We start from the raw sequence: 22598 nt of genomic DNA, 5'->3' as shown, positions 1-22598 counted from the left end.
GCCGCTATTGCAGCGTAAAATTCGCCGTCACCACCTGGCCACTCTCGTCCATAACCACCAGTTGATAACGATCGGGTCGCGCCAGCGGAAGCGTCGCACTGGCGCCGGCGGCGGTCTGGGGTTCACCATTAATAAACCACCAACGCCGCCCTTCGCCACCGGTTGTCTGCAACGCCAGCATGACCCGCGTCGTTCCCGGTAAACGTTTAATCACCGCCCCCTCGCGCACGCCCGACAGCACCAGCGGCGCCACGTCCGTCGCCTGCGGCGGCGGGCAGTCCGGTGAAACCGCGCCTGAGCGGGCAGCCCGCCGCTCCGCAGGAGGCAGCCAGGGCTCCAGCGGCAGCGGCCAGACATCGACGACCTTCCGCACCGCGCCAGGGCAATCCGCCGCCACCCGCCGTCCCTGTTCATCTAACCAGACAGGGAAGCGAATACCGCGCCCCTCTTCCTGGCCCGGTAACAGCAGCGTCGGCGGCTGGCTGTCATCCAGCAGCCATGTCGCCAGTCGACGTCGACAGTTGCTATCGCCTGGCGCCAGGCTCTGCCCGCCAGGCCAGCAGATCGTTGCCGCGCTGACCGTCTGCGGACGCGGGTCGGTGGGCAGGCCGCCGCGCCCCATAGCCGGTCGCGCCAGCAGCATATTATTGACCTGATTCAGTAGAGGCACCGCGCTGGCGAAACCAAACTGCCCCACCACCGGGGTGCCATCCGGCCGCCCGGTCCAGATCCCGATCAGGTAGCGGGCATTGACGCCAACGGCCCAGGCATCGCGGTAGCCGTAGCTGGTCCCGGTTTTCCACGCCAGCGGAACCACCTGCACCAACGAAGCGTCCGGCACCGGCTGGGCTTCGCCAGCCAGAATTCGCCGGATTATCCATGCCGCGCCCGGCGACAACAGCGGTCTTTCCACCAGCGGGTCGTCCGGCGTCATCCGCAATCGCGCGACCTTGCCATGGCGGGCGAAGGCGCTATATCCGGCCACGATATCTTCCAGTTTTGTTCCCGTCCCGCCGAGGATCAGCGACAGGTTGGGTTCCGCACCGGCCGGTAATGTCAGCGGCAAACCGGCATTGCGTAGGGTGGCGGCGAAGCGCTTCGGCCCGTAGGCTTCAAGCACCTGAACCGCCGGAAGGTTCAGCGAGCGCACCAGCGCTTCGCTGGCGCTGACCGGCCCATGAAAACCGCTATCAAAATTTCCGGGACGGTAATCGCTAAAGCGGCGCGGCACATCCTGTAATAAAGATGCCGGATGAATCAGCCCGTCATCCAGCGCCATACCGTACACAAACGGTTTTAAGACCGAACCCGGCGAACGCAGCGCCGAGACCATATCGATATGCCCGAAGCGGCTATCGTCGGAAATATCCGCCGAACCGACCCAGCCCCGCACTTTCATATTGGTGTGGTCGACGACCACCATCGCCAGCGAACTGCGCGGCGGCAGGCGCGCCTTCCAGTTGAGCGCCAGATCTTCCAGCTGACGCTGGAGCCCGGCATCCAGCGTCGTCACCACTTTCTCTTTACGGCTGCTCGCCAGTAGCCGACGGGAAAACAGCGGGGCCAGCTGCGGCATCTGTCGTGGAAACAGCCATACCGGTTCTTCAATTGCCTCTTGTACCGCCTTATCGGACCAGACGCCCTGACTGCGCATCCGCGCCAGGACTTTATCGCGCGCGGCCTGAGCCCGCAGCGGCCAACGGTCCGGACGTAAACGACTCGGCGCCTGCGGCAGCACCGCCAGCAGGGCCGCTTCGCCATAGCTCAGCTGCGCGGGGGGTTTACCGAGATAGGCCCAGCTGGCAGCGCCAATCCCCTGCAGCGTCCCGCCAAAGGGGGCGCGGTTAAGATACAGCGTCAGGATCTCGCTTTTTGATAAATGCCATTCCAGCTGCAGCGCGCGCCAGAGCTGACGCAGCTTGCCGCCGAAGGTACGGGGATGGGGATCGAGCAGCCTCGCGACCTGCATGGTCAACGTGCTGCCACCGGAGACGACTCGCCCGGCGGTCAGGTCTTGCCAGGCCGCGCGAATAACCGCAAACGGGTTCACGCCCGGATGCCGCCAGAACCAGCGATCTTCATACTGGATCAGCGCCTGCAGATAGCGCGGTGACACATCATCGAGAGCGACCGGATAGCGCCAGACCCCCTGCTTATCCGCAAAGCGCCACAGTGGCGTGCCATCTTCCGCTACCACCACCCGGGCCGGCGCCACTTCATGCAGCGGTAACGGCCACAGACGATCGGCCGCCAACACCGCCAGCCATAGCATAACGACCAACGCCGCCAGCCAGCGCCAGCGGCGTTTTACCTGTCGCAGCGGCCGCATTTACGGGGTAACAGTCAGCGGGCCGCTGGCCGTGCCGGTCGCCCGCCACTGCGGAATATACATCGACTCTACCTGCGGCTGCGGAACCTGATATGTTCCCGGCGTGACCGCGCGCGCCAGATACACCAGCGTCACTGGCTGCCCTTCGTTAATCGCCACGGCGGCGACGAAGCGATCGTCGCGGAACTCGATGTGCTGAATATCCGCCTGCTGCATCTGGTTAAGCAGGTTCTGTACCGCGTCGCCGTTCTCCTGCAGGCTGGCGCTGCTGTTCGCCAGGTTCTGGTTTTCCAGCTCGAGCCCCGCCGGTAGCAGGTCCACCACCAGCGCATCCGGAACGTTGCGTTTGGCGGTGACTTCCAGCTTCACCAGCACCAGCTCGCCGCTACGCAGCGAGGTCAGGGACTTCTGCTGACCGCGGGTATCAAAGATTTGGCGTTCAATGCCCAGTACGTTTCCCGTGGCCTGCGGCGCAGTGAGCGGGTATCCGCTGCTATCGAGACGCAACCAGAGCGGGCGATCGCCGGTGTTGCTGACCTGCAGGGTCGCCAGCTGTTCAGCGCTCAGAGTGCGGGTCTGCGCTTTATCCGCCGAGAGCGGCTGCGCCTGTAGCGACGTTTGCGCCTGCCAGCTGCCGGGTAAGTCCTGTAATGTCCGGCCGGCCAGGAACAGCGCATTGGTCTCCTGGGTTGAGAGCCAGCGCTGACCGTAGGCCTCTTCCGCAAGGTTGCTCAGTAAGGTGTTCTGCGCATCCGGCAGCAGTTGATTCTCCTCCAGCAGGGCCAGCTTCAGCGCATCATCGCGCAGCGCGCTGCCATAATCACCCAGCCAGCGGTCCGTATCCTGACGCGGCGTACTCATCGCCAGCGTCAACGCCTGCTCGGCGCGCGGCGCATCGCCCATCGCTTTGAGGGCGATCCCCAGCTGCAGCAGAGGCAGGCCAGAACGCGCCTGCTCATGACGGCTCCAGATTTCGCGGAGGGCGCCAAGGGGCGCTTTTTGCTGGCGGGCCAGCACCAGGGCGGCATAGGCCTGCGCGGCGAAACGGCTGGCCGCCGCGTCATCGCTGTAACGAACGGTCATCAGTCCCGGTTCCTGCAGATAGCGCAGCAGACGCTGGTTACCGTTATTCATCGCCTGAGCCGGTACGCTATAGCCCTGCTCACCTGCTCTCACGAGGAAATCCATAGCATAGGCGGTCAGCCAGTACTCTTCCGGCCCCTCTTTGTCCCACAGGGCAAATCCGCCATCGTCACGCTGCATATGCAGCAGTCGGGAAATACCGATGTCCACCGCCGCACGGCGTTTTTCATCGCTGTCGCCGGCGATGCCCAATGCTTTGAGCTGAGCGGCGTTGGTGTAAAGCGACGGGAACAGACCGCTGGCGGTCTGTTCCAGGCAGCCATACGGATAGGCTTTCAGGTCGCGAATATAGCGGGCGAGATTCAACGGCGGCTTACCGCTGAACACCAGTTGCCCCTGCAGCGTCGCCGGTGAGAAGCCCTGCGTCTGCCCGGCTGGCGCCTGCCAGCGTTCCCCCGGTTGCAGCACCGCGCCGCTATTCACGGTTTGCGCCGGGTAGGCCGGACGCACGCCAATTTTCCACTGTTTCTGCATCGGGGTGAAGGTCTCACCCGGCAGAGCCACGCCGGTAATCGTGGCGTTCACCTGACCATCGCCAAAACCATCGCGGGCGCTCACCGGGACAAACAGCGTACTGCGCGCGCCGGGCGCCAGCTGTAGCGGAGGAATGGCCGCGCCATCGAGCTGCAGCAAACCGCTGGCGCTCAGCGCCACGTTCAGCGTTTGCGGCCTGTCGGTGAGATTACGCAGATCCAGCGCCAGCCGGGTTGCATCGCCGCTGGCAAGGAAGCGCGGCGTATTCAGCTCGGCAATCACCGGCGCGGCCACCACCACTTTCTCGTCGCTGCTGCCAAAATCATCGGCGGTCCACGCCTGCGCCATCACCCTCAGCTCGCCGTTGAAATCGCCAATCGGCAGCGTTACAACCCCTTCACCACGCTCATCCAGGACCACCGGCTGCGCCTGTTGGGCAATAATCGTGACGTGGTTAACCGGCGGTTTACCGCCGCGTTTGAGTTCATCGCCGTCGCCGCCGAAACGCAGGCTGGCGAGACGCCCCTGCCCTTCAATCACCTGACCGTAGATATCATAAATATCCGCGCCGTAACGCTTCTGACCAAAGAAAGCCTTCCACGGATCCGGAGTGGCGTAATCGGTGATATTCAGCACGCCGCTGTCCACAGCGGAGAGCAGCACATTGACCTGTTTTGGTACTTCCCCCTGCGCCACGCTGGCTTTGATTTTCACCGTCAGCGGCTGATTCGGACGTATTTTTTCTGGTGCATCCAGCGCAAGCGTCAGGCGACGGTTTTCATCGCCCAGCGGCAGGTGCAGCAGACCCACCGCCCGTTTCGGCGTCGCCGAGCGAGATTTATCTCCGGGGCGAATCACCAGGGTGCTGAGGTAGAGATCGTGACGGTTCCAGGCTTTATCGACCGGAATCGATAGCGCCATGCCCTCCGCCGGGACGTCAATTTCCTGCCACCACAGCGGCCCTTCGCTGGATTCGACCATCGCATAGCCTTTCCCCGCCGCAGGCGCCGCGATGTGCAGTTTGATAGTGTCGCCCGGTTTATAGGCCGCTTTGTCCAGTTTCATGGTGACCCGATCCGGACGCGCAGCCCCTGTGCCATCGCTGTTATCCTGCCAGCTGTAGCCCGCCCAGAAACGCACGCTGCTGATGACGTCATTGGGGCCTTTCACTTCCAGGCGGTAGGACCCCCACTCCACCGGGAAACTCACTTTCGCCGTTTGCCCGGCCTGCAGATCGAGAGATTGTTCGCCTTCCTGCAGATCTTTTTGATCGAACTGCGACTGCCAGCCTTCGCTGTCAGACCAGTTCCAGTAGTAGTCGCGGCGCTCGCGAATCAGCCGCACCTGTAGCCCAGAGACCGCTTTTTTCTCGCCTTTGGCATCGGCATAGACAATCTCAAACGCCGCGCTGCTGTTTTCTTCTACCACCGGCTGTTTCACCGTACTGTCGGTGCGGTAGTCGTAGACCTCTTTAAGGGCAAATTCAGGGCGGATCCCCGGCAGCGTATCGGCCGGCCAGATCGGCTGCTGTACGGTACGGGTAACCGGGCGGCCACCTGACTCCAGCAGGCTGGCCTGTAAAACCACCTGCAGCGGCGAATGGCTATCCTGCCACTGGCTGGCGGTAGTCACGTCGGCATGGCCTTTTTCATCCAGCGTCGTCTGGACTTCATCCAGGCTGCGGGAGACGTTTTCTTCGGCAATATCACCAAACTGGAAGCCCGGCAGCGCAGCAACCGCATCGCGCAGCGGGCGCAGGAACAGTTTCCCCTGCAGCTGATTGCCGCTGGCCGGGGCGCCATACAGATAGGCGCCGGCAACGTTAAAGTGCACATCGGCATCCATGGCCAGCGGTCTATTTTGCGGCGTCAGATTCAGCGCCATACGCTCAGGCATAAAATCTTCAACGTGGAAATCCCACTCGCGCGGCTGATTGTCGCCGGTGCTGGCGCGGATATGCCACATACCGGTCGCCGCCCCACTATCAAGCGGCCAGGTAAACTGATACAGACCGTTGAGCGGTTTGCTGACCAGCGAGCGGATCACCTGACCATCCGGCTGCACCACCTCGAACTTCACCGGCTGCTCGGCCAGCGGTTTGCCGTCGCCGTCACGGAGCAGCGCGTTAAGGATCACCGTTTCTCCCGGACGATAAAGATCGCGCGGACCAAACATAAAGAGCTGCTTGCTGAATCCCGGAGCGCCGGCAATCGAGAACTCGGCCAAATCCAGTGCGGGAAGTTTGAGATCCAGCAGGGTGGTCTGCCCGTCTTTTCGCGCCAGCAGCAGCGCCGCGTCTTTATCATCGTTTTGCAGGGTAACATGCCCCTGGGCGTCGCTTTTCGCCTCGGCGAGGGTTTGCCCTTTCGTATTCAGCAACTGCACATCGATACCCGATTGCGCCGCACCGTCTTCGAGGCTCTGGGTAAAGACATCCAGCCGGTTGTGATAACGGTGCGCCGACACGCCGATATCGCTCAGCGTAAACAGCGTTGCGGCGTTGCTATAGCTGTAGCGTCCCGCCGGATTCATCACCGCTACGTAAACACCCGGCTGCTGCAACGGCTTAATATCCGCCAGCGGCAGCAGCAGTTTCTCCCGCGTGTTGCGCGCCGGATTGAGATCGAAACGCCCGGTATAGACCAGATCGGCCATTTTCAACAGCTCGTCAGACTCCCAGTTACTCAATGAGTTACGGTATTCCCATTGGCTGACGAAAGCGGACAGCGACTCCGGCTTGATACGGAAAAAGTTTACGTCGACGTTATCGACGTTCAGCGCCATCACCGGCAGCCCGGCGACCACTTTGCCCGGCAGCAGCGAACCGCGGCTGGCGAAGCCAATACTCGGGGCAATGTCGCGGGTCGCGATGGTTTTTTCAAAATGGGTGTCAAAGGTGGCGGCGTTCAGCGCGCTCAGCGTCGGGTCAACGGAGACAATCAGTTCGCGTTTCGGCTCAAGATGGCGCAAGCGTAGCTCTTTCAGATTCGGCGCCAGTTCCCATGCGCCGTCAACCTTGCCGCTTTTTTTGTCGACAAGATGCACGCTGCGGGAGAAATCCTGATCGGGATTAAGCGGCACAGAGAAGGTGAGCACCATCGCCGCCGCGCCGTCCAGCTGGATTTCCGAGGCATCAAGCAGCGTCAGCGCCTTACCTTTGCTTTTTTCCGCCAGCGCCGCCAGTTGGGTGCTATCGAGCTTTGCCCCGCCTTTGTCTGCAGAGGAAGAGGCGGCCGGTGCGACGGCCTGCGGTTTACCGCTGTCATCACAGGCGGTCAGCGATAGTGCAGTCAGTAGCGCCAGAGACAATGCCGCTAAACGAAATGGTTTCATCCTTTAACCCCTCGGCCGAAAGACCGGATACCAACAGTGAACACAGTATTATGCGCCAACGACGGAATTACCAATAGCCACCATAATAGAATCTGGCTAAGCCTATTTTAAGGAACGTCGCGGCGTCGCAACTCCGGTGCTCTGAGCTTGTCAGCCGTCGGGAAAACGTCGACAATTCATTGAATGATGGATAATAAAACGGAGGCCCCCCATGTCCACCTCGTTTTTTGTCGCCGCCGACTGGCTGGCGGAACATATTGATGACCCGGAAATTCAGATTATCGATGCGCGAATGGCGCCGGCAGGTCAGGAAGCCCTGCGTGATATGGATGCGGAGTATCGCGCGGGTCATATTCCCAACGCCGTATTTTTCGATATCGAAGCCCTGTCGGATCACACCAGCCCGCTGCCGCATATGATGCCGCGCGCGGAGGCTTTTGCCGTGGCGATGCGCGAACTGGGGGTCAGCAGCGATAAACATCTGGTGGTTTACGATGAAGGCAATCTCTTCTCAGCCCCGCGCGCCTGGTGGATGCTGCGCACATTTGGCGTCGAAAATGTCTCGATTCTCGCCGGCGGCCTGGCCGGCTGGCAGCGCGATGAACTGCCGCTTGAGCAGGGAGTTCCCGAGATTCCGGAAGGCGAATTTGACGGACGCTTCGATCCGGAAGTGATCAAACGGCTGACCGATGTGCTGCTGGTTAGCCATGAGGGATCGGCGCAGATCGTCGATGCGCGTCCGGCCGGGCGTTTTAATGGCCTGGTGGATGAGCCTCGTCCGGGGCTGCGTCGTGGCCATATTCCCGGCGCGCTCAACGTACCGTGGACCGATCTGGTGATTAACGGCGAACTGAAAACCGTTGATGAGCTGAATGAGATTTTCATTCGCCAGGGCGTGGATTTCGAGCGACCGATTATCGCCAGCTGCGGCTCCGGCGTCACGGCGGCGGTGGTGGTGCTGGCGCTGACGACGCTGGGCGTCAACGGCGTCTACCTGTATGACGGCTCGTGGAGCGAATGGGGCGCACGTAGCGACCTGCCGATCGAACCGGCGCAATAAGAACAACAGCGGGGGCCTCGGCCCCCGCGGCTTTAGATAATGCGGTTCTGTTTGAAATCGCGCAGGAAACTGCCCCAGCGCTTTTCATAGAATGGCGTGATATGGGCCATCATAAAATGACTGATCCCCTTTTCACCTTCAACCACCTGACAGATATCAATCGGCTCATCACCCGGTAACGTATCGGTCGCCACGCTGCCTGCCGCCTGGATCACCTCTTCGATATCGCCTTCTGCTTCAATCCCGATCAGCAGGTTTGCCGGCGCATCAGCGCTATCTTTAATTGAGCACAGAAACGCCCGTCTGACGGTCTTCATCGTTTTAAACAGCGTCGTCAGCGAATCAATCATCTGCGCCGGTGGCTCGGCGACTTCAGACAACAACAAAGATTCGCCGCCTTCGAGCACGGTTTGGGTGCTGAGCGGGCTGCCCTCTTCCCCCAGCAGATGGCGGATCTCATTGGGCATAAACTCTTTACCGGTTGCCAGCTTCGCATTGAGGAACAGCGTTTCGCCGAGCGTCATCGCAAACAGCGTCCGGGCCGGCATCACCACAAACGATTGTTCATCTTCCACCGCCTGCTGCAGCGCTTCCAGAGAAGTGAAAAACGGTATCACCGAGGCGCCATCGTCTTTCTCCCAGTGCTGCAGATCGACGGCGCTCTCTTCGACAATCTGTTCGCCTTCCGCCGCCGCCCCCGGAACCCACACGGTGGATTCCAGCAGCGTACGGAAAAATGCGGGGCGGTGGCCCGGCTCGGTCGCCGCCTTTTCCAGCAGAGTTTCTAATTCATTTTTAGTTTCGGACATAGTTTGGCTACTTCACAATTGCCCGCTTGCGCGGGCCTACGGGTTCTGTAGGCCGGGTAAGCGTAGCGCCACCCGGCAAAAAAGATTACTCAGCCGTCAGCAGGTTCGCTATGGTACGTACGCCGAGGCCGGTGGCGCCGGCAGACCACTGCTCAACCGCCGCTTTGCGGTAGGTCGCCGAGCAGTCGATGTGCAGCCAGCCCTGATGATAATTTTCAACGAAATGCGACAGGAAACCGGCTGCGGTGCTGGCGCCAGCCGGATAGGCTGCGCTGCCGGTGTTGTTCAGCTCGGCGAAGTTAGACGGCAGTTGACCACGGTGGAACTCGGCCAGCGGCAGGCGCCAGAAGGCTTCATTTTCCGCCTGCGCGCTCGCCAGCAGACGGTTAGCCAGCGGGTCATCAAAGCTGAACAGCGCGTGGTAGTCATTACCGAGCGCGGTTTTCGCCGCCCCGGTCAGGGTCGCGGCATCGATGATCAGCTCAGGTTTCTGCGCCGAGGCGTCAATCAGACCATCCGCCAGCACCAGACGGCCTTCAGCGTCGGTGTTCATGATTTCCACGGTCTTGCCATTGCGGTAGCGAATGATGTCGCCCAGTTTAAAGGCGTTACCGCTGATCAGGTTGTCTGCACAGCACAGATACAGCTTCACGCGTTTGTTCAGGCCGCGGGTAATCGCGAACGCCAGCGCGCCGGTAACCGTTGCCGCGCCGCCCATATCGGACTTCATCGAATCCATAAACGCGCTTTGTTTGATGCTGTAGCCGCCGGAATCGAAGGTGATACCTTTGCCGACCAGGCAGGCATGCACCGGAGCTTCTTTATCACCGGTTGGGTTGTAATCCAGCGCCAGCAGTACCGGCGGCCGCTCGGAGCCGCGGCCAACGGTATGCAGGCCAAGGTAGCCCTGCTCGCGCAGGTCTTCACCTTTCGTGATACGGTAAGTCACGTTGTCGCAGGCGACGCTGCACAGCAGATCGACGGCGCGCTGAGCCAGCTGTTCCGGACCGAGCTCTTCCGCCGGCGCGTTAATGGTATCCCGCACCCAGTCAATAATCGTCAGGCGATTGTCCAGCTCGCTTTTCTGCACGTCGTCCAGCGCCGGCCATTCCACCTTGCGGCTGCCTTTCGGCCCTTTGTAGCCGGCCCAGAATGCCCACGCGCGGTCGGTATTCCAGCCTTCGCCGCTCAGCGCAACGTGTTTGATCCCCATCCCGTCGACTTTACGCGCCGCACGCTGAATCAAACCGAGATCGTCTTTACCGTTCAGATGCAGGGTGATGCCGTCATTATTAATGCTGTAAGCCGCTTTTTCTCCCCAGCGCGCGTCGGCGGGTTGGGTCGTCAGCGTAATCCTCATGGCTTCGGTCATTTTATCTTTATCCTTATTTGGCAAAAGGGCCGCCAAAAGGCAGCCCATATTATTTTCCGATGTTTCACGCTGCAGGAGAAGGCGGTCAGCCGCTCATTCGCCGGGCCCACAGATGACTGTGTGGCGGGAGTGAGCAAACATGAACCACGCATCTGCAGCGTGAAGCATGTTGCGGAAATTATTCTGCTTCATCTAACCAGACTAGCAGAATCGCCTCCAGAATTTTTTCATTGGATGCGGTCGGATTGTCATCAAAATCTTCCAGCTCGCAAATCCACTGATGCATATCGGTGAAGCGAACGGTTTTCGGGTCGAGATCCGGGAAGGCGTCATACAGCGCTTCGCCAATTTCACGACTATCGGTCCATTTCAGTCCCATATTAATGCTCGCGTGCGTGGTTGATAGTATAACGCGGGATCTCGACGACCAGATCATCGTGGGTCACGCGCGCCTGGCAGCTCAGACGGCTGTCGGGCTCCAGCCCCCAGGCCTTATCCAGCATATCATCTTCATCTTCGGTACTTTCGGCCAGCGAGTCAAAACCTTCACGCACGATGCAGTGGCAGGTGGTGCAGGCACAGGATTTTTCGCAGGCGTGTTCAATCTCAATGCCGCTACGCAGAGCAGCATCCAGAATGGTCTCACCGATCTCAGCTTCCACAACTACGCCATCCGGGCACAGGTCCTGATGGGGCAGAAAAACAATCTTTGGCATATTAAACCTCGTCCACGGATTGGCCTTTCAGCGCAGTACGGACCGACTGGTCCATGCGGCGTGCGGCAAATTCCTGGGTTTGTGTGTCTGTATTTTTAATCGCATCTTTAATCGCGTCGGCGTCATCGCCTGCGGCAACCGCACGCAGCTGCGCCGTTGCTTCATCGATAGCCTGACGTTCTGCGGCGCTTAGCAGCGCGGCATCGGCGGCCAGCGCACTTTCCAGGCTCTCAAGAACGCGCGCGGCTTCCACTTTTTGCTCGGCCAGCATACGCGCCTTGATATCCTGTTCGGCGTGACTCATCGAATCTTTAATCATGGTGGCGATTTCGCCGTCGGTCAGACCGTAGGAGGGCTTGACCTGAATGGAGGCTTCGACGCCGGTCGATTTCTCCATCGCGGTCACGCTCAGCAGGCCATCGGCGTCCACCTGGAAGGTGACGCGAATGTGCGCTCCGCCCGCCGGTAACGCCGGAATACCACGCAGCGCAAAACGCGCCAGCGAACGGCAGTCCTGCACCAGTTCGCGCTCACCCTGCATGACGTGGATAGACATCGCCGTCTGACCATCTTTAAAGGTGGTGAACTCCTGCGCACGCGCCACCGGAATCGTGGTGTTGCGCGGAATCACTTTCTCCACCAGGCCGCCCATCGTCTCCAGCCCTAAAGAGAGCGGAATAACGTCGAGCAACAGGAGTTCGCTATCGGGTTTGTTGCCCACCAGGATATCGGCCTGAATCGCGGCGCCAATGGCCACCACTTTGTCCGGATCGATAGTGGTCAGCGGCGTGCGGCCAAAGAACTCACCGACGCGCTCACGAACCAGCGGCACGCGGGTTGAACCGCCGACCATGACCACTTCCAGTACCTCTTCCGCCGCCACGCCCGCATCTTTCAGCGCGCGACGGCAGGCTAACAGCGTGCGTTTCACCAGCGGCGCAATCAGCTCGTTAAACTGGTCACGGGTAATAGCGCCTTGCCAGCCGCCGACGTTAACGCTGACGGAATCGGCATCGCTGAGGGCAATTTTCGCCGCGATGGCCGCATCCAGGAGTTCACGTTGCAGGCGATTGTCGCTACGATCGCTCAGCCCGGCCAGTTCACGGAGATAATCCGCCAGCAGATGGTCAAAGTCATCGCCGCCCAGCGCGGAATCCCCGCCGGTGGCCAGCACTTCAAATACGCCGCGGCTTAAGCGCAGCACCGAAATATCAAAGGTGCCGCCGCCGAGATCGTAAACCGCGATCACCCCTTCCTGACCGGAGTCCAGGCCGTAGGCAATGGCCGCAGCGGTCGGTTCGTTCAACAGGCGCAATACGTGCAGACCGGCCAGACGCGCGGCGTCTTTGGTGCCCTGGCGCTGAGCATCGTCAAAATAGGCCGGGACGGTAATCACTACGCCGTCGAGTTCGCCGGACAGCGCTTCCGTTGCCCGGGCGGCCAGCGCCTTCAGGATGTCGGCGGAGACGCGAACCGGGTTGAGCAGACCGCCGGCGGTCTGAATCATCGGCAGACCATTTTCGCTGGCCTGCAGTTGGTAAGGCAGATGGGGATAACGAGTCTGGATATCGGCCAGCGAGCGCCCCATCATCCGTTTCACGGAACTGATGGTATTAACCGGGTCGAGGGCTGCATTGTGTCGGGCATCGTAACCGACACTCAGGCCAGATTCATGGTAGTTCACCACGGAAGGCAGCAGGTAGCGCCCCTGATGGTCGGGCAGAGTTTCGGCCTGACCGCTACGCACGGTAGCGACCAGAGAATTGGTGGTGCCCAGGTCAATACCCGCCGCCAGACGACGCTGGTGCGGCGCGGCACTCAGACCAGGCTCACTAATTTGTAATAAGGCCATAATTGCTTCCGAAAATTAAAAATCGAGCAGCTTTTCTTCGAGTTGTTCTGCAACGCTCTGAAGTTTATCGAGAAAACGCAGTTTACGCACGGTATCCGCCGCCGCGTCCCACGTCTCGCTATTTAATTGTTCGACAACCTGCTGATGACGAACGTCGTACATCCCCTTCACGCGTTTGATAAATGCCGCCAGACGTTCTTCATCCTGCGATTTTTCAATCTCATCCAGCTCTTCACGCAGCTCCAGCTGTTCCATCAGAAAGGCGGTATCGCGCACGGTGTGCTGTTCGCTGGCTAAGTCATAGCCATGGAGCGAAAGGAGATATTCGGCGCGGGTCAGCGGATGACGGAGCGTTTGCCACGCCTGATTGATCGTTGCGGATTGCTGCACGGAGGCGAGCTGTTCGGCCGCGCTCGCGCTGGCGAACTTGTCGGGATGATACTGGCGCTGCAAATCCTGGTACCGGACAGCCAGCTGTTCTTGCGAAAGGGTATAACTGACCGGTAACCCGAAGAGGGTGAAATAGTCCATAGTAACCTCAGGGTTAACGAGATAAAGCAAACCCCACTCACGATTCACCGCGGTGGGGTCCTCTACCCGTGCACATCGGGCCGCCTCTGCGTGGGCTGTCGTCGCTTACCCGCTGGGCCGACTGCTGTCAGCCTCCGGGATTCACGCGTTTACCGCCCTGATGCGGCCGGAAATACGTCGGATAGTGTCGGGATTATACGTTAAAGCTTTCGCCGCAACCGCACTCATCTTTCACATTCGGGTTGGTGAATTTAAACCCTTCGTTCAGGCCTTCTTTGACGAAGTCCAGCTGAGTGCCGTCGAGGAACTGCAGGCTTTTGCCGTCGATCACTACCTTGACGCCTTTATCTTCAAACACGGTGTCTTCTGCCGCCGGCTCGTCAACAAATTCCAGCACGTAGGCCATACCTGAGCAGCCGGAAGTGCGGACACCTAAGCGCAGACCGAAGCCTTTGCCACGGTTGGCCAGGAAGGAATTAACTCGCGACGCTGCGCTGTCGCTAAGAGTAATCGACATACAATAACCTCTTAATTATTTCGCTTCACGTTTGCTTTTATAATCCGCAATCGCGGCTTTAATCGCGTCTTCCGCCAGGATGGAGCAGTGAATTTTCACCGGCGGCAGTTCCAGCTCATCGGCGATATCGGTGTTCTTGATAGCCTGAGCTTCGTCCAGAGATTTCCCTTTCACCCATTCGGTAACCAGGGAGCTGGAGGCGATAGCAGAACCGCAACCATAGGTCTTGAAGCGCGCGTCTTCAATGATACCTTCATTGTTGACTTTAATCTGCAACTTCATCACGTCGCCGCACGCCGGTGCGCCAACCATGCCGCTGCCGACGCTGTCGTCGCTGTTGTCAAAAGAGCCGACGTTGCGCGGATTCTCGTAATGATCGATAACTTTTTCGCTGTATGCCATGATGAATTCTCCTTATACCCTACCGATTAATGATGTGACCATTCGATGCTGTTCAGATCTACGCCCTGTTTGAACATATCCCACAGCGGAGAAAGGTCGCGCAGACGGCCGATGGATTTACGAACCAGATCAATGGTGTAGTCAATCTCTTCTTCGGTAGTGAAGCGACCTAAAGAGAAACGGATAGAACTGTGTGCCAGTTCGTCAGTCATGCCCAGTGCGCGAAGCACATAGGACGGCTCAAGGCTTGCGGAGGTGCAAGCAGAACCGGAGGAAACGGCCAGGTCTTTCAGCGCCATAATCAGCGACTCGCCTTCAACATAGTTGAAGCTGACGTTGAGAATGTTCGGTGCGCCCTGCTCGAGGTCACCGTTGAGGTAAACCTCTTCCATATCTTTTACGCCGTCCCACAGACGGTTACGCAGACCGCGCAGACGCGCCATCTCGGTTTCCATCTCTTCTTTCGCGATACGGTAAGCTTCACCCATACCGACGATCTGGTGGACTGGCAGAGTACCGGAACGCATGCCGCGCTCGTGACCGCCGCCGTGCATCTGCGCTTCAATGCGGATACGCGGTTTGCGACGAACGTACAGTGCGCCAATACCTTTAGGACCATAAATTTTGTGACCCGAGAAGGACATCAGGTCAACTTTCAGCTGGCTCAGATCGATAGGCAGTTTGCCCACGCTCTGGGTGGCGTCAACGTGGTAGATGATGCCACGCGCGCGGCACAGTTCGCCGATGGTGGCGATATCCTGCACAACGCCGATTTCGTTGTTCACGTGCATGATGGAGACCAGGATGGTGTCGTCACGCATCGCGGCTTCCAGTTCTTTCAGATCGATAATCCCGTTGCGCTGCGGCGCCAGGTAGGTGACCTCGAAACCTTCACGCTCCAGCTGGCGACAGGTATCCAGAACCGCTTTATGCTCGGTTTTGCTGGTGATAATGTGCTTGCCTTTTTTCTGATAAAAGTTGGCAGCACCTTTAATCGCCAGGTTGTCGGATTCCGTTGCACCGGAGGTAAAGACGATTTCACGCGGATCGGCACCGACCAGTTCAGCAATCTGATTACGGGCGATATCTACCGCCTCTTCAGCCTGCCAACCGAAACGGTGTGAACGAGAGGCCGGGTTACCAAAGGTCCCGTCCAGGGTCAGGAACTGCATCATTTTCTCGGCAACACGCGGGTCCACCGGCGTTGTTGCGGAGTAATCGAGGTAAATCGGTAATTTCATTGCTCTTTAACTCCGTACATCACTCAATGCAAGGAACCAGGCAACCGGCTTGATGTACGACCGGGGACACGGGATGTCGCAACATCCCGGCCTGATTCTGAAATCTCTTTTTTATCGTTTTTACTCTGACTATTTCAGCCTGCTGCAGCGGAGCCGCAAGCTGAAACAAGACGAGTATTATGCACGCAGCTTGACGTCAATTGCGTCCTGAGTGCGGGTATTGCGCTGGGATTCATGGCTATGCTGACGACCTGAAACATCGAGGATTTCCTGGTTATTCACCAGTTCACCCAGGGTGATATTGTTCAGGAAGCCGGTCAGACGTTCGCTCAGGTCGCGCCACAGCGCGTGGGTCAGGCATTTATCGCCGCCCTGGCAGCCGCCTTTACCCTGACAGCGGGTCGCGTCAACCGATTCGTCTACTGCGCTGATCACTTCGCCTACGGCGATGCTGCCAGCTTCTTTACCTAACAAATAACCGCCGCCTGGGCCACGAACGCTGGATACCAGACCATTTTTACGCAGGCGGGAAAACAGCTGTTCCAGATAGGACAGCGAGATTCCCTGACGTTCAGAAATATCAGCCAACGGAACCGGGCCCGATTCAGAGTTGAGCGCAACGTCCAGCATCGCGGTCACAGCATAACGCCCTTTAGATGTCAGTCTCATGTCTTACTTAACCTCAAACTCGCCCCTGCCCGGGCTTTTTATTAATATGGGTATTGCATAGCAGGGCCAAGTCTGACATTCCCGAGTAATTTGGTCAACTATTTACTTGACTGTTTTAGTCAGGTATTTAACCATCCGTGCGGTCTGTATTTGCCCGGCGGCGCTACGCTTGCGCGGGCCTGTGGCAATGCAGGCCAGGTAAGCCAGAGCCGCCCCCGTCAAGGGATGCAGACGCTTACTTCTCTTTCTTTAATTGATCGATAGACGCCAGCATACCACGCAGGATATTCAGCTCCTGGCTTTCCGGACGCGCGCGGGTAAACAGACGACGCAGTTTGTTCATCACCTGTCCCGGGTGGCTGGCGCGAATAAAACCGGTAGCAAGCAGGGTTTGCTCGAGGTGGCCATAGAAACGTTCTAAATCATCAACCAGCGGATACGGCGTCTCTTCGTGCTCTGCTGCCGGTTCGTCCTGTTCCTGGGTGGCCAGCCACGCCATACGTACTTCGTAGGCGATAACCTGCACCGCCATTGCCAGGTTCAGCGAGCTGTATTCCGGGTTTGCGGCAATAGCCACGTGATAGTGACATTTCTGCAGTTCATCGTTGGTCAGCCCAACGCGTTCGCGGCCAAAGACCAGTGCGACCGGCGCATGCTGCCCTTCCGCCACGCTCTTCAGACCGCACTCGCGCGGGTCAAGCATCGGCCACGGCAGAGTACGTGAACGGGCACTGGTCCCCACCACCAGGCTGCAGCCGGCCAGGGCTTCATCCAGGGTATCAACGATCTGCGCGTTACCAATCACATCACTGGCGCCAGCGGCCAGCGCGATAGCCTGAGAGTCAGGTTTAACCAGCGGGTTAACCAGCCACAGGTTGGTTAATCCCATGGTTTTCATTGCCCGGGCGACGGAGCCCATGTTTCCGGTATGTGATGTTTCTACCAGTACAATTCGAATATTTTGTAGCATTATGGTTCTTCGGCTAAAGATTATTCACGCATGCTATCATAAAACGGAGACATAGGCAGATTTCACTGTTACTATGTGCGCCGTTTTTTCCCGTTCTTTAACATCCAGTGAGAGAGACCGATGCATCCGATGCTGAACATCGCCGTGCGCGCAGCGCGCAAGGCGGGTAATTTAATTGCCAAGCACTACGAAACCCCAGACTCCGTAGAAACGAGCCAGAAAGGCAGCAATGATTTTGTGACCAACGTCGATAAAGCAGCTGAAGCGCTGATTATTGAAACCATTCGCAAATCTTACCCGCAGCACACCATTATCACCGAAGAAAGCGGTGAACACGCAGGTGAAGATCAGGATGTTCAATGGGTTATCGATCCACTGGATGGCACCACCAACTTCGTCAAACGTCTGCCGCACTTCTCTGTTTCTATCGCCGTACGCATCAAAGGCCGTACTGAAGTCGCGGTGGTTTACGATCCAATGCGTAACGAACTGTTCACGGCTACCCGTGGTCAGGGCGCACAGCTGAACGGTTACCGTCTGCGCGGTAGCAACGCTCGCGACCTGGATGGCACGATTCTGGCGACCGGCTTCCCGTTCAAAGCAAAACAGCACGCGACGGCGTACATGAATATTCTCGGTAAGCTGTTTACCGAGTGTGCTGATTTCCGCCGCACCGGTTCTGCTGCTCTGGATCTGGCTTACGTGGCCGCAGGCCGCGTTGACGGTTATTTTGAAATCGCGCTGAAACCATGGGATTTTGCGGCAGGCGAGCTGATTGCTCGTGAAGCAGGCGCGCTGGTCTGCGATTTCACCGGCGGCCACAACTACATGCATACCGGCAACATCGTTGCCGGTAATCCGCGTGTCGTTAAAGCTATGCTGGCGAATATGCGTGACGAACTGAGTGAAGCGCTGAAGCGTTAATCGTTCTCCCCTCCCCCGGTTCACGGGGGAGGGGATTCTTCAAAATGGTCGTAAGCCCCCACCAACAGGCGCCGCACTGCTCCACATCACCAGCGCCGCAACCAGTAAAATCACACCGCCCGACAATGCCAGCGTCGCCCAACCAACGTGTTGCCACAGCGGTGGCGTCTTATTGCCGCTGAGCTTAACGGCCAGCTGCCGGAAACCATGAACCAGCAGCGCCAGCGCGCTAATGGTCAACGACGTGCCTGCTGCCATCGCCAGCGCCGCCGCCATTCCCCAGTTAAATACGCCAATCACTTTACTAAACAGCAGGACCATAATCGCCCCGGAACAGGGCCGCATCCCCATCGAAAGGATAATGACCAGCCGCGCGCGCCAGTCATCGCCGCCCTGTAGCTGTTCCGGTGCGGGCATATGCTGATGTCCGCATCCGCACTGCGCATGATGAATGTGGTGCGGCGTAAATGCGATAAACGTCGGTCGTCGCAGTACCGAGCGTAGCTTTTTTACCGCCCGCCAGCACAACAGCAGGCCCAGCGCCCCCACCAGCAGATAGCTGCCTTTCTCCAGCCAGAAGCTGCTGAGGTGCAGCTGTCTGGCCGGTAGCTGCAGGAGGGTTAACACCACCACGACCAGCGCAATCGCCACTACGCCCTGCAGGAGCGAGGCCGCCAGGGTCAGCATGATACTGGATTTAAGTTTTGCCGGATGTGTTGCCAGCCAGGTGGTAATCACGATCTTGCCATGCCCAGGCCCCAGGGCGTGCAGCACACCGTAGATAAAACTGAACGCCAGCAGCGATAATCCCGCCGCTGAAGGGTTGTCCGCAACCGCTTTCAGCAGACGGCTGAGCTCAAGATTCAACGCCCGCTGCCAGACGGCGCTTTGCAGCAAGACCTGCGGCCAGGCCTGCCACAGCCAGATCCCCGCCGCGGTTGCCAGCAGCAAAAAAAGCGCCAGCGGCCACATCTGGCGCAGACGCGAAGTGCGTGCGGTGTGAGAGAAAATTACGGACATGTCAGCGTCACCTTCTGCGCAAAGTAGGTTCCCAGCGCCATATCTTCCGGCGGCGCGTCGGCTTTATCGAGAGACTGGGCAAAAGCCGCCATTTTTTCATTCGGTTCCGGCGTGACCACCTTAACCTTGCACGTCGTACTCAAGGCGGCGGGCAACGTGACATCGCTCGCGTTGTCATAGTGCATATCGACATAATAGGTCGGGTCAAATGTCGATAACGTCAGCGTTTGTCCGGCCAGCGGCTGAGGCTTTGCCAGCGGCAGGGTAAACGTCAGCACCGCCTGGTGCCCCTCGCGTTCGAGACCATAGCCATCAGGTCGATTATCAAACTTCACCCGCTGGCCGTTATGCCATAGCTCGCTGAAATAATGCTGGCCGAGCACATTGGCCATCACTTCCGCCGCCAGTTTTTTCCACACCTCATCCCCTGGCTTTGCTTTCCCCGCATCGTAGAGCAAGTCTGCCGAAGTGATTTCATCCATCATCCAGCGCATTTTAAAACCGGTGAGCAGCCCGTTGTCCGCCACGACTTCCGTTTTCAGGCTAATGAAGCTATGCGGGTGCGCTAGCACACTAAATGATAAAACCATGAAAAATGCCGCACTGGTGCATTGTTTCACTCTCTTCATCCGATCCTCACGTGAAAAATTCTGTGAACTTAGCCAGCAATCCTGACGTAAAGGCGCCGAACTGCCCTGATCTCCATTCATCCATTAGCTATTCTTAGCAAAAACCCTAACTGGAACTCACCAGATGATGACCGTCATTGAACCACCATCTGCGCTTTCCAGTCCACAGCGCCGTAGCCAGGTACTGCTGATGTTTTATCTGCCCGGGCAACCGGTGACGCCAGAACGGCTTAGCCACATCAACCAGGTTGATGAGTCAACGGCCCGGCAGGATATCGCAGAGACCGCACGCGAAATTCAGCGTTACCACCGACTGACCCTTTCGTCACAGGTGGACGGCAGCTACCGGATTGAAGGTGCTGTCATCGATCAACGTCTGTGTCTGCTGCACGGTCTGCGGCGGGCATTACGTCTATGCCCGCATTTTATCGCCCACCATTTTACGCCGGCATTAAAAACGCAGCTTAAACTACAGGGCATTGCGCGGACGCTGTATGACGACACCAACCTGCAGGCGCTGGTCAACCGCTGCTCGCGGATGCTCAACCGGCAGTTTGACTGTCGCGATGTTCATTTCCTGCGTCTGTATCTGCAATATTGCCTGCTGCAGCATCATCTTGGACTCACCCCGGATTTTACCTATGAGCAGCAGCGCTGGACGCAACAAGCGGTGGAGTTCACTCTCGCCCAGGAGATCGTTCGCCACTGGCAACGCCGGGTCGCCAGCGCGCCGCACGCGGGCGAACAGCTGTTCCTGACGCTGCTCTTTATGTTGTTGAAAACGCCCGATCCCATCCGCGACGGCCATCACCAGGATCGGCGGCTACACCTGGCAATCGACCGCCTGATTCATCGTTTCCAGGATCTGGCAGGCCGGCCGTTCAGTGATGACCAGGGACTTAGCGATCAGCTTTATATTCATTTGTCGCAGGCGCTCAACCGTAGCGTTTTCGCTATCGGTATTGATAACGCGCTGCCGGAAGAGATTAGCCGTCTCTACCCGCGGCTGATGCGCACGACCCAGGCCGCGCTCAGCGAGTTTGAAGCGACGTACGAGATTACGTTTAATCAGGAAGAGGTGGGACTGATCGCGGTGATTTTTGGCGCATGGCTGATGCAGAAAAGCGATCTGCATGAAAAACAGGTCGTGCTGCTCACCCATGATAATCCCGTTCTTGAACAGGCGCTTGAACTCCAGCTGCGCGAACTGACGCTGCTGCCGCTGAATATTAAATATCAAAGCGTGCAGGCTTTTGAGAAGGAAGGCGCGCCCAAAGGCGTGGCGCTGGTCGTCACCCCTTACGCCACCGCGTTACCGCTGTTTTCACCGCCGCTGTTTCACACTGAAGAGATGTTCAGCGATCACCAGCGGCAGCATATTTGCAAAATGCTCGAGGATTAGGCAACCGCTTTTGGCCGCAGCACCAGCGCCGGGAGGGCCACCAGCGCCATCACCCAGAAGACCCCCTGATGCAGGTGCTGATAGAGGAAGCCAGCGAAAACCGTCATGACCGCAATGCTGCCGCCCATCGCCACGGCAGAATAGACCGCCTGCAGGCGTATCACTTCGCTGCCCTGGCGCGCGGAGATATAGCGCATCGCCGCCAGGTGGCAGACCGTAAAGGTGCCGCAGTGCAAAATCTGCGTGACGATAAGCCATGGAAGAGCCGTGGTCGCGCCCATCAGCGTCCAGCGAATCAGACCGCACACTGCCGAAAGCAGCAGCAGCTCCCGGGCACTGAAGCGACTGAATACTTTTTTACTCAGTGCAAAGATAACCACTTCCGCCACCACGCCCAATGACCATAAATAGCCCACGGCAGAGGCAGAGTAACCGGCTTCCTGCCAGTAAATCGCGCTGAAGCCGTAGTAGGCGGCATGCGCCCCCTGAAGCAGACAGACGCAGGCGAGAAAACGCCAGCTTTGCCGTATCAGCGACAACCAGGCCGCCACCCCCGCCGCTTCCTGATGACGAGACTCCCCTTGCGGCATCACCGAGGGTTTCAGCAGCATCCCCAGCAGCATAGAAGCAACGCCGAGGCTGAGCAGCAGCAGAATCGCCCGATAGTCAAACAGGCTGACCAGCTTACCGGTAAGCGCCGAACCGATAACAAACGCCACCGACCCCCACAGACGCACGCGCCCGTAGTCCATGGTTATCTGTTTTTGCCAGGTGTTGGCCAACGCATCGGTCAACGGCACCAGCGGAGAGAAAAAGAGGTTGAACCCCACGATCACCACCGCCAGCCAGGCTACGTGGTTCCCGGCCCAAAAGGCCAGGGCAAACAAGAGCACCAGTAACGCGAGGATCCGCAGGGCGGAAATCAGCCGGGAGGGATCGCTGACCCGCGGCGCGATAAGCAGGCTTCCCAGGAAACGGGCCACCAGCCCGGCGCCCAACAGCATGCCGATGGTTTCCGGCGTTAAGCCTGTTCCCGCCAGCCAGACGCTCCAGAAAGGCAAGAAAATACCGTAGCTGAAAAAATAGGTGAAGTAACTAAGCGCCAACCAGCGCGTGGAGTGCAAGACCATGATTCCCTCCCGAATGGAGTCGATAGTCTGGCGATAAAGCATGAATGCCGCAAGGTGAAGTTTACCTGCCCGTTT

19 protein-coding genes are annotated in these 22598 nt (G+C 58.6%); 3 read left to right on the top strand and 16 right to left on the bottom strand.

The window, feature by feature from the left end; translation table 11 throughout:
* Window positions 1-4: 4 nt before the first annotated feature.
* Together pbpC and BV390_RS19675 are read right to left on the bottom strand one after the other, a co-directional pair.
* Window positions 5-2329: a peptidoglycan glycosyltransferase PbpC gene (gene pbpC / locus BV390_RS19680; protein ID WP_064794216.1), complete on the bottom strand. Its 2325-nt coding sequence runs from the start codon at window positions 2327-2329 to the stop codon at window positions 5-7.
* Window positions 2330-7279 (bottom strand): alpha-2-macroglobulin family protein, encoded by a 4950-nt coding sequence (locus tag BV390_RS19675; protein ID WP_085397244.1) that lies wholly within the window; start codon window positions 7277-7279, stop codon window positions 2330-2332.
* Between the two features lie 211 nt (window positions 7280-7490).
* On the opposite strand from BV390_RS19675, the gene sseA reads away from it, so the two are divergent.
* A complete protein-coding gene (gene sseA, locus BV390_RS19670; protein WP_085397243.1) occupies window positions 7491-8339 on the top strand; it encodes a 3-mercaptopyruvate sulfurtransferase in 849 nt (282 codons plus the stop codon).
* 32 nt (window positions 8340-8371) lie between these two features.
* Here the strand turns inward: sseA and sseB are convergent, their stop codons facing one another.
* The 11 genes from sseB to trmJ form a co-directional block, all read right to left on the bottom strand.
* Entirely contained in the window at window positions 8372-9148 is a 777-nt protein-coding gene (gene sseB, locus BV390_RS19665) for an enhanced serine sensitivity protein SseB (protein WP_032686493.1), read from the bottom strand.
* A gap of 85 nt (window positions 9149-9233) precedes the next feature.
* Window positions 9234-10520, bottom strand: a complete 1287-nt coding sequence (gene pepB / locus BV390_RS19660) for an aminopeptidase PepB (RefSeq protein WP_085397242.1) — start codon at window positions 10518-10520, stop codon at window positions 9234-9236.
* A 178-nt stretch (window positions 10521-10698) separates the two neighbouring features.
* Window positions 10699-10899: a Fe-S cluster assembly protein IscX gene (gene iscX / locus BV390_RS19655; RefSeq protein WP_004866369.1), complete on the bottom strand. Its 201-nt coding sequence runs from the start codon at window positions 10897-10899 to the stop codon at window positions 10699-10701.
* A gap of 1 nt (window position 10900) precedes the next feature.
* Window positions 10901-11236 carry an ISC system 2Fe-2S type ferredoxin gene (gene fdx / locus BV390_RS19650; RefSeq protein WP_004866372.1) on the bottom strand — a complete coding sequence of 112 codons (336 nt, stop codon included), beginning with the start codon at window positions 11234-11236 and terminating at the stop codon, window positions 10901-10903.
* A 1-nt stretch (window position 11237) separates the two neighbouring features.
* The gene (gene hscA, locus BV390_RS19645; RefSeq protein WP_085397241.1) at window positions 11238-13088 is read right to left on the bottom strand and encodes a Fe-S protein assembly chaperone HscA; all 1851 of its coding nucleotides are present in this window, start codon (window positions 13086-13088) and stop codon (window positions 11238-11240) included.
* 15 nt (window positions 13089-13103) lie between these two features.
* Window positions 13104-13619: a co-chaperone HscB gene (gene hscB / locus BV390_RS19640; RefSeq protein ID WP_032686491.1), complete on the bottom strand. Its 516-nt coding sequence runs from the start codon at window positions 13617-13619 to the stop codon at window positions 13104-13106.
* Window positions 13620-13812: 193 nt separating this feature from the next.
* Complete coding sequence (iscA, locus tag BV390_RS19635) at window positions 13813-14136, bottom strand: iron-sulfur cluster assembly protein IscA (protein WP_004866380.1); 324 nt, start codon at window positions 14134-14136, stop codon at window positions 13813-13815.
* A gap of 15 nt (window positions 14137-14151) precedes the next feature.
* On the bottom strand, window positions 14152-14538 hold the full coding sequence (gene iscU / locus BV390_RS19630) for a Fe-S cluster assembly scaffold IscU (protein WP_004866383.1): 387 nt from the start codon (window positions 14536-14538) through the stop codon (window positions 14152-14154).
* Window positions 14539-14564: 26 nt separating this feature from the next.
* Window positions 14565-15779 carry a cysteine desulfurase gene (iscS, locus tag BV390_RS19625; protein WP_032686490.1) on the bottom strand — a complete coding sequence of 405 codons (1215 nt, stop codon included), beginning with the start codon at window positions 15777-15779 and terminating at the stop codon, window positions 14565-14567.
* Between the two features lie 177 nt (window positions 15780-15956).
* The gene (iscR, locus tag BV390_RS19620; protein WP_004866388.1) at window positions 15957-16448 is read right to left on the bottom strand and encodes a Fe-S cluster assembly transcriptional regulator IscR; all 492 of its coding nucleotides are present in this window, start codon (window positions 16446-16448) and stop codon (window positions 15957-15959) included.
* A gap of 235 nt (window positions 16449-16683) precedes the next feature.
* The gene (gene trmJ / locus BV390_RS19615; protein WP_032686489.1) at window positions 16684-17418 is read right to left on the bottom strand and encodes a tRNA (cytosine(32)/uridine(32)-2'-O)-methyltransferase TrmJ; all 735 of its coding nucleotides are present in this window, start codon (window positions 17416-17418) and stop codon (window positions 16684-16686) included.
* Between the two features lie 120 nt (window positions 17419-17538).
* On the opposite strand from trmJ, the gene suhB reads away from it, so the two are divergent.
* The gene (suhB, locus tag BV390_RS19610) at window positions 17539-18342 is read left to right on the top strand and encodes an inositol-1-monophosphatase (RefSeq protein ID WP_004866394.1); all 804 of its coding nucleotides are present in this window, start codon (window positions 17539-17541) and stop codon (window positions 18340-18342) included.
* A gap of 39 nt (window positions 18343-18381) precedes the next feature.
* Here the strand turns inward: suhB and BV390_RS19605 are convergent, their stop codons facing one another.
* Together BV390_RS19605 and BV390_RS19600 are read right to left on the bottom strand one after the other, a co-directional pair.
* The gene (locus BV390_RS19605) at window positions 18382-19362 is read right to left on the bottom strand and encodes a nickel/cobalt transporter (protein WP_085397240.1); all 981 of its coding nucleotides are present in this window, start codon (window positions 19360-19362) and stop codon (window positions 18382-18384) included.
* Window positions 19353-19991 carry a DUF1007 family protein gene (locus tag BV390_RS19600; protein ID WP_085397239.1) on the bottom strand — a complete coding sequence of 213 codons (639 nt, stop codon included), beginning with the start codon at window positions 19989-19991 and terminating at the stop codon, window positions 19353-19355. The genes BV390_RS19605 and BV390_RS19600 overlap by 10 nt, the downstream gene beginning before the upstream one ends.
* Window positions 19992-20115: 124 nt before the next feature.
* Here BV390_RS19600 and csiE point away from each other — a divergent pair, with 124 nt between their 5' ends.
* Window positions 20116-21393 carry a stationary phase inducible protein CsiE gene (csiE, locus tag BV390_RS19595; RefSeq protein WP_032686486.1) on the top strand — a complete coding sequence of 426 codons (1278 nt, stop codon included), beginning with the start codon at window positions 20116-20118 and terminating at the stop codon, window positions 21391-21393.
* Here the strand turns inward: csiE and BV390_RS19590 are convergent.
* Window positions 21390-22523: a 3-phenylpropionate MFS transporter gene (locus tag BV390_RS19590; protein WP_032699023.1), complete on the bottom strand. Its 1134-nt coding sequence runs from the start codon at window positions 22521-22523 to the stop codon at window positions 21390-21392. The genes csiE and BV390_RS19590 overlap by 4 nt on opposite strands.
* Between the last annotated feature and the right edge of the window lie 75 nt (window positions 22524-22598).

The organism is Klebsiella sp. YJ, assembly GCF_002108615.1.
Classification (GTDB): Bacteria; Pseudomonadota; Gammaproteobacteria; order Enterobacterales; family Enterobacteriaceae; genus Klebsiella; species Klebsiella planticola.
This window is presented reverse-complemented; position numbering and strand designations above follow the sequence as displayed.

What these genes read in the sequence shown, in the direction of transcription:
- iscU (WP_004866383.1), bottom strand. Translation starts at nt 14,538, where the DNA reads ATGGCATACAGCGAAAAAGTTATCGATCATTACGAGAATCCGCGCAAC.
- BV390_RS19605 (WP_085397240.1), bottom strand. Translation starts at nt 19,362, where the DNA reads ATGTCCGTAATTTTCTCTCACACCGCACGCACTTCGCGTCTGCGCCAG.
- trmJ (WP_032686489.1), bottom strand. Translation starts at nt 17,418, where the DNA reads ATGCTACAAAATATTCGAATTGTACTGGTAGAAACATCACATACCGGA.
- fdx (WP_004866372.1), bottom strand. Translation starts at nt 11,236, where the DNA reads ATGCCAAAGATTGTTTTTCTGCCCCATCAGGACCTGTGCCCGGATGGC.
- pbpC (WP_064794216.1), bottom strand. Translation starts at nt 2,329, where the DNA reads ATGCGGCCGCTGCGACAGGTAAAACGCCGCTGGCGCTGGCTGGCGGCG.
- suhB (WP_004866394.1), top strand. Translation starts at nt 17,539, where the DNA reads ATGCATCCGATGCTGAACATCGCCGTGCGCGCAGCGCGCAAGGCGGGT.
- BV390_RS19600 (WP_085397239.1), bottom strand. Translation starts at nt 19,991, where the DNA reads ATGAAGAGAGTGAAACAATGCACCAGTGCGGCATTTTTCATGGTTTTA.
- pepB (WP_085397242.1), bottom strand. Translation starts at nt 10,520, where the DNA reads ATGACCGAAGCCATGAGGATTACGCTGACGACCCAACCCGCCGACGCG.
- iscX (WP_004866369.1), bottom strand. Translation starts at nt 10,899, where the DNA reads ATGGGACTGAAATGGACCGATAGTCGTGAAATTGGCGAAGCGCTGTAT.
- sseB (WP_032686493.1), bottom strand. Translation starts at nt 9,148, where the DNA reads ATGTCCGAAACTAAAAATGAATTAGAAACTCTGCTGGAAAAGGCGGCG.
- iscA (WP_004866380.1), bottom strand. Translation starts at nt 14,136, where the DNA reads ATGTCGATTACTCTTAGCGACAGCGCAGCGTCGCGAGTTAATTCCTTC.
- hscB (WP_032686491.1), bottom strand. Translation starts at nt 13,619, where the DNA reads ATGGACTATTTCACCCTCTTCGGGTTACCGGTCAGTTATACCCTTTCG.
- BV390_RS19675 (WP_085397244.1), bottom strand. Translation starts at nt 7,279, where the DNA reads ATGAAACCATTTCGTTTAGCGGCATTGTCTCTGGCGCTACTGACTGCA.
- iscR (WP_004866388.1), bottom strand. Translation starts at nt 16,448, where the DNA reads ATGAGACTGACATCTAAAGGGCGTTATGCTGTGACCGCGATGCTGGAC.
- iscS (WP_032686490.1), bottom strand. Translation starts at nt 15,779, where the DNA reads ATGAAATTACCGATTTACCTCGATTACTCCGCAACAACGCCGGTGGAC.
- BV390_RS19590 (WP_032699023.1), bottom strand. Translation starts at nt 22,523, where the DNA reads ATGGTCTTGCACTCCACGCGCTGGTTGGCGCTTAGTTACTTCACCTAT.
- csiE (WP_032686486.1), top strand. Translation starts at nt 20,116, where the DNA reads ATGATGACCGTCATTGAACCACCATCTGCGCTTTCCAGTCCACAGCGC.
- sseA (WP_085397243.1), top strand. Translation starts at nt 7,491, where the DNA reads ATGTCCACCTCGTTTTTTGTCGCCGCCGACTGGCTGGCGGAACATATT.
- hscA (WP_085397241.1), bottom strand. Translation starts at nt 13,088, where the DNA reads ATGGCCTTATTACAAATTAGTGAGCCTGGTCTGAGTGCCGCGCCGCAC.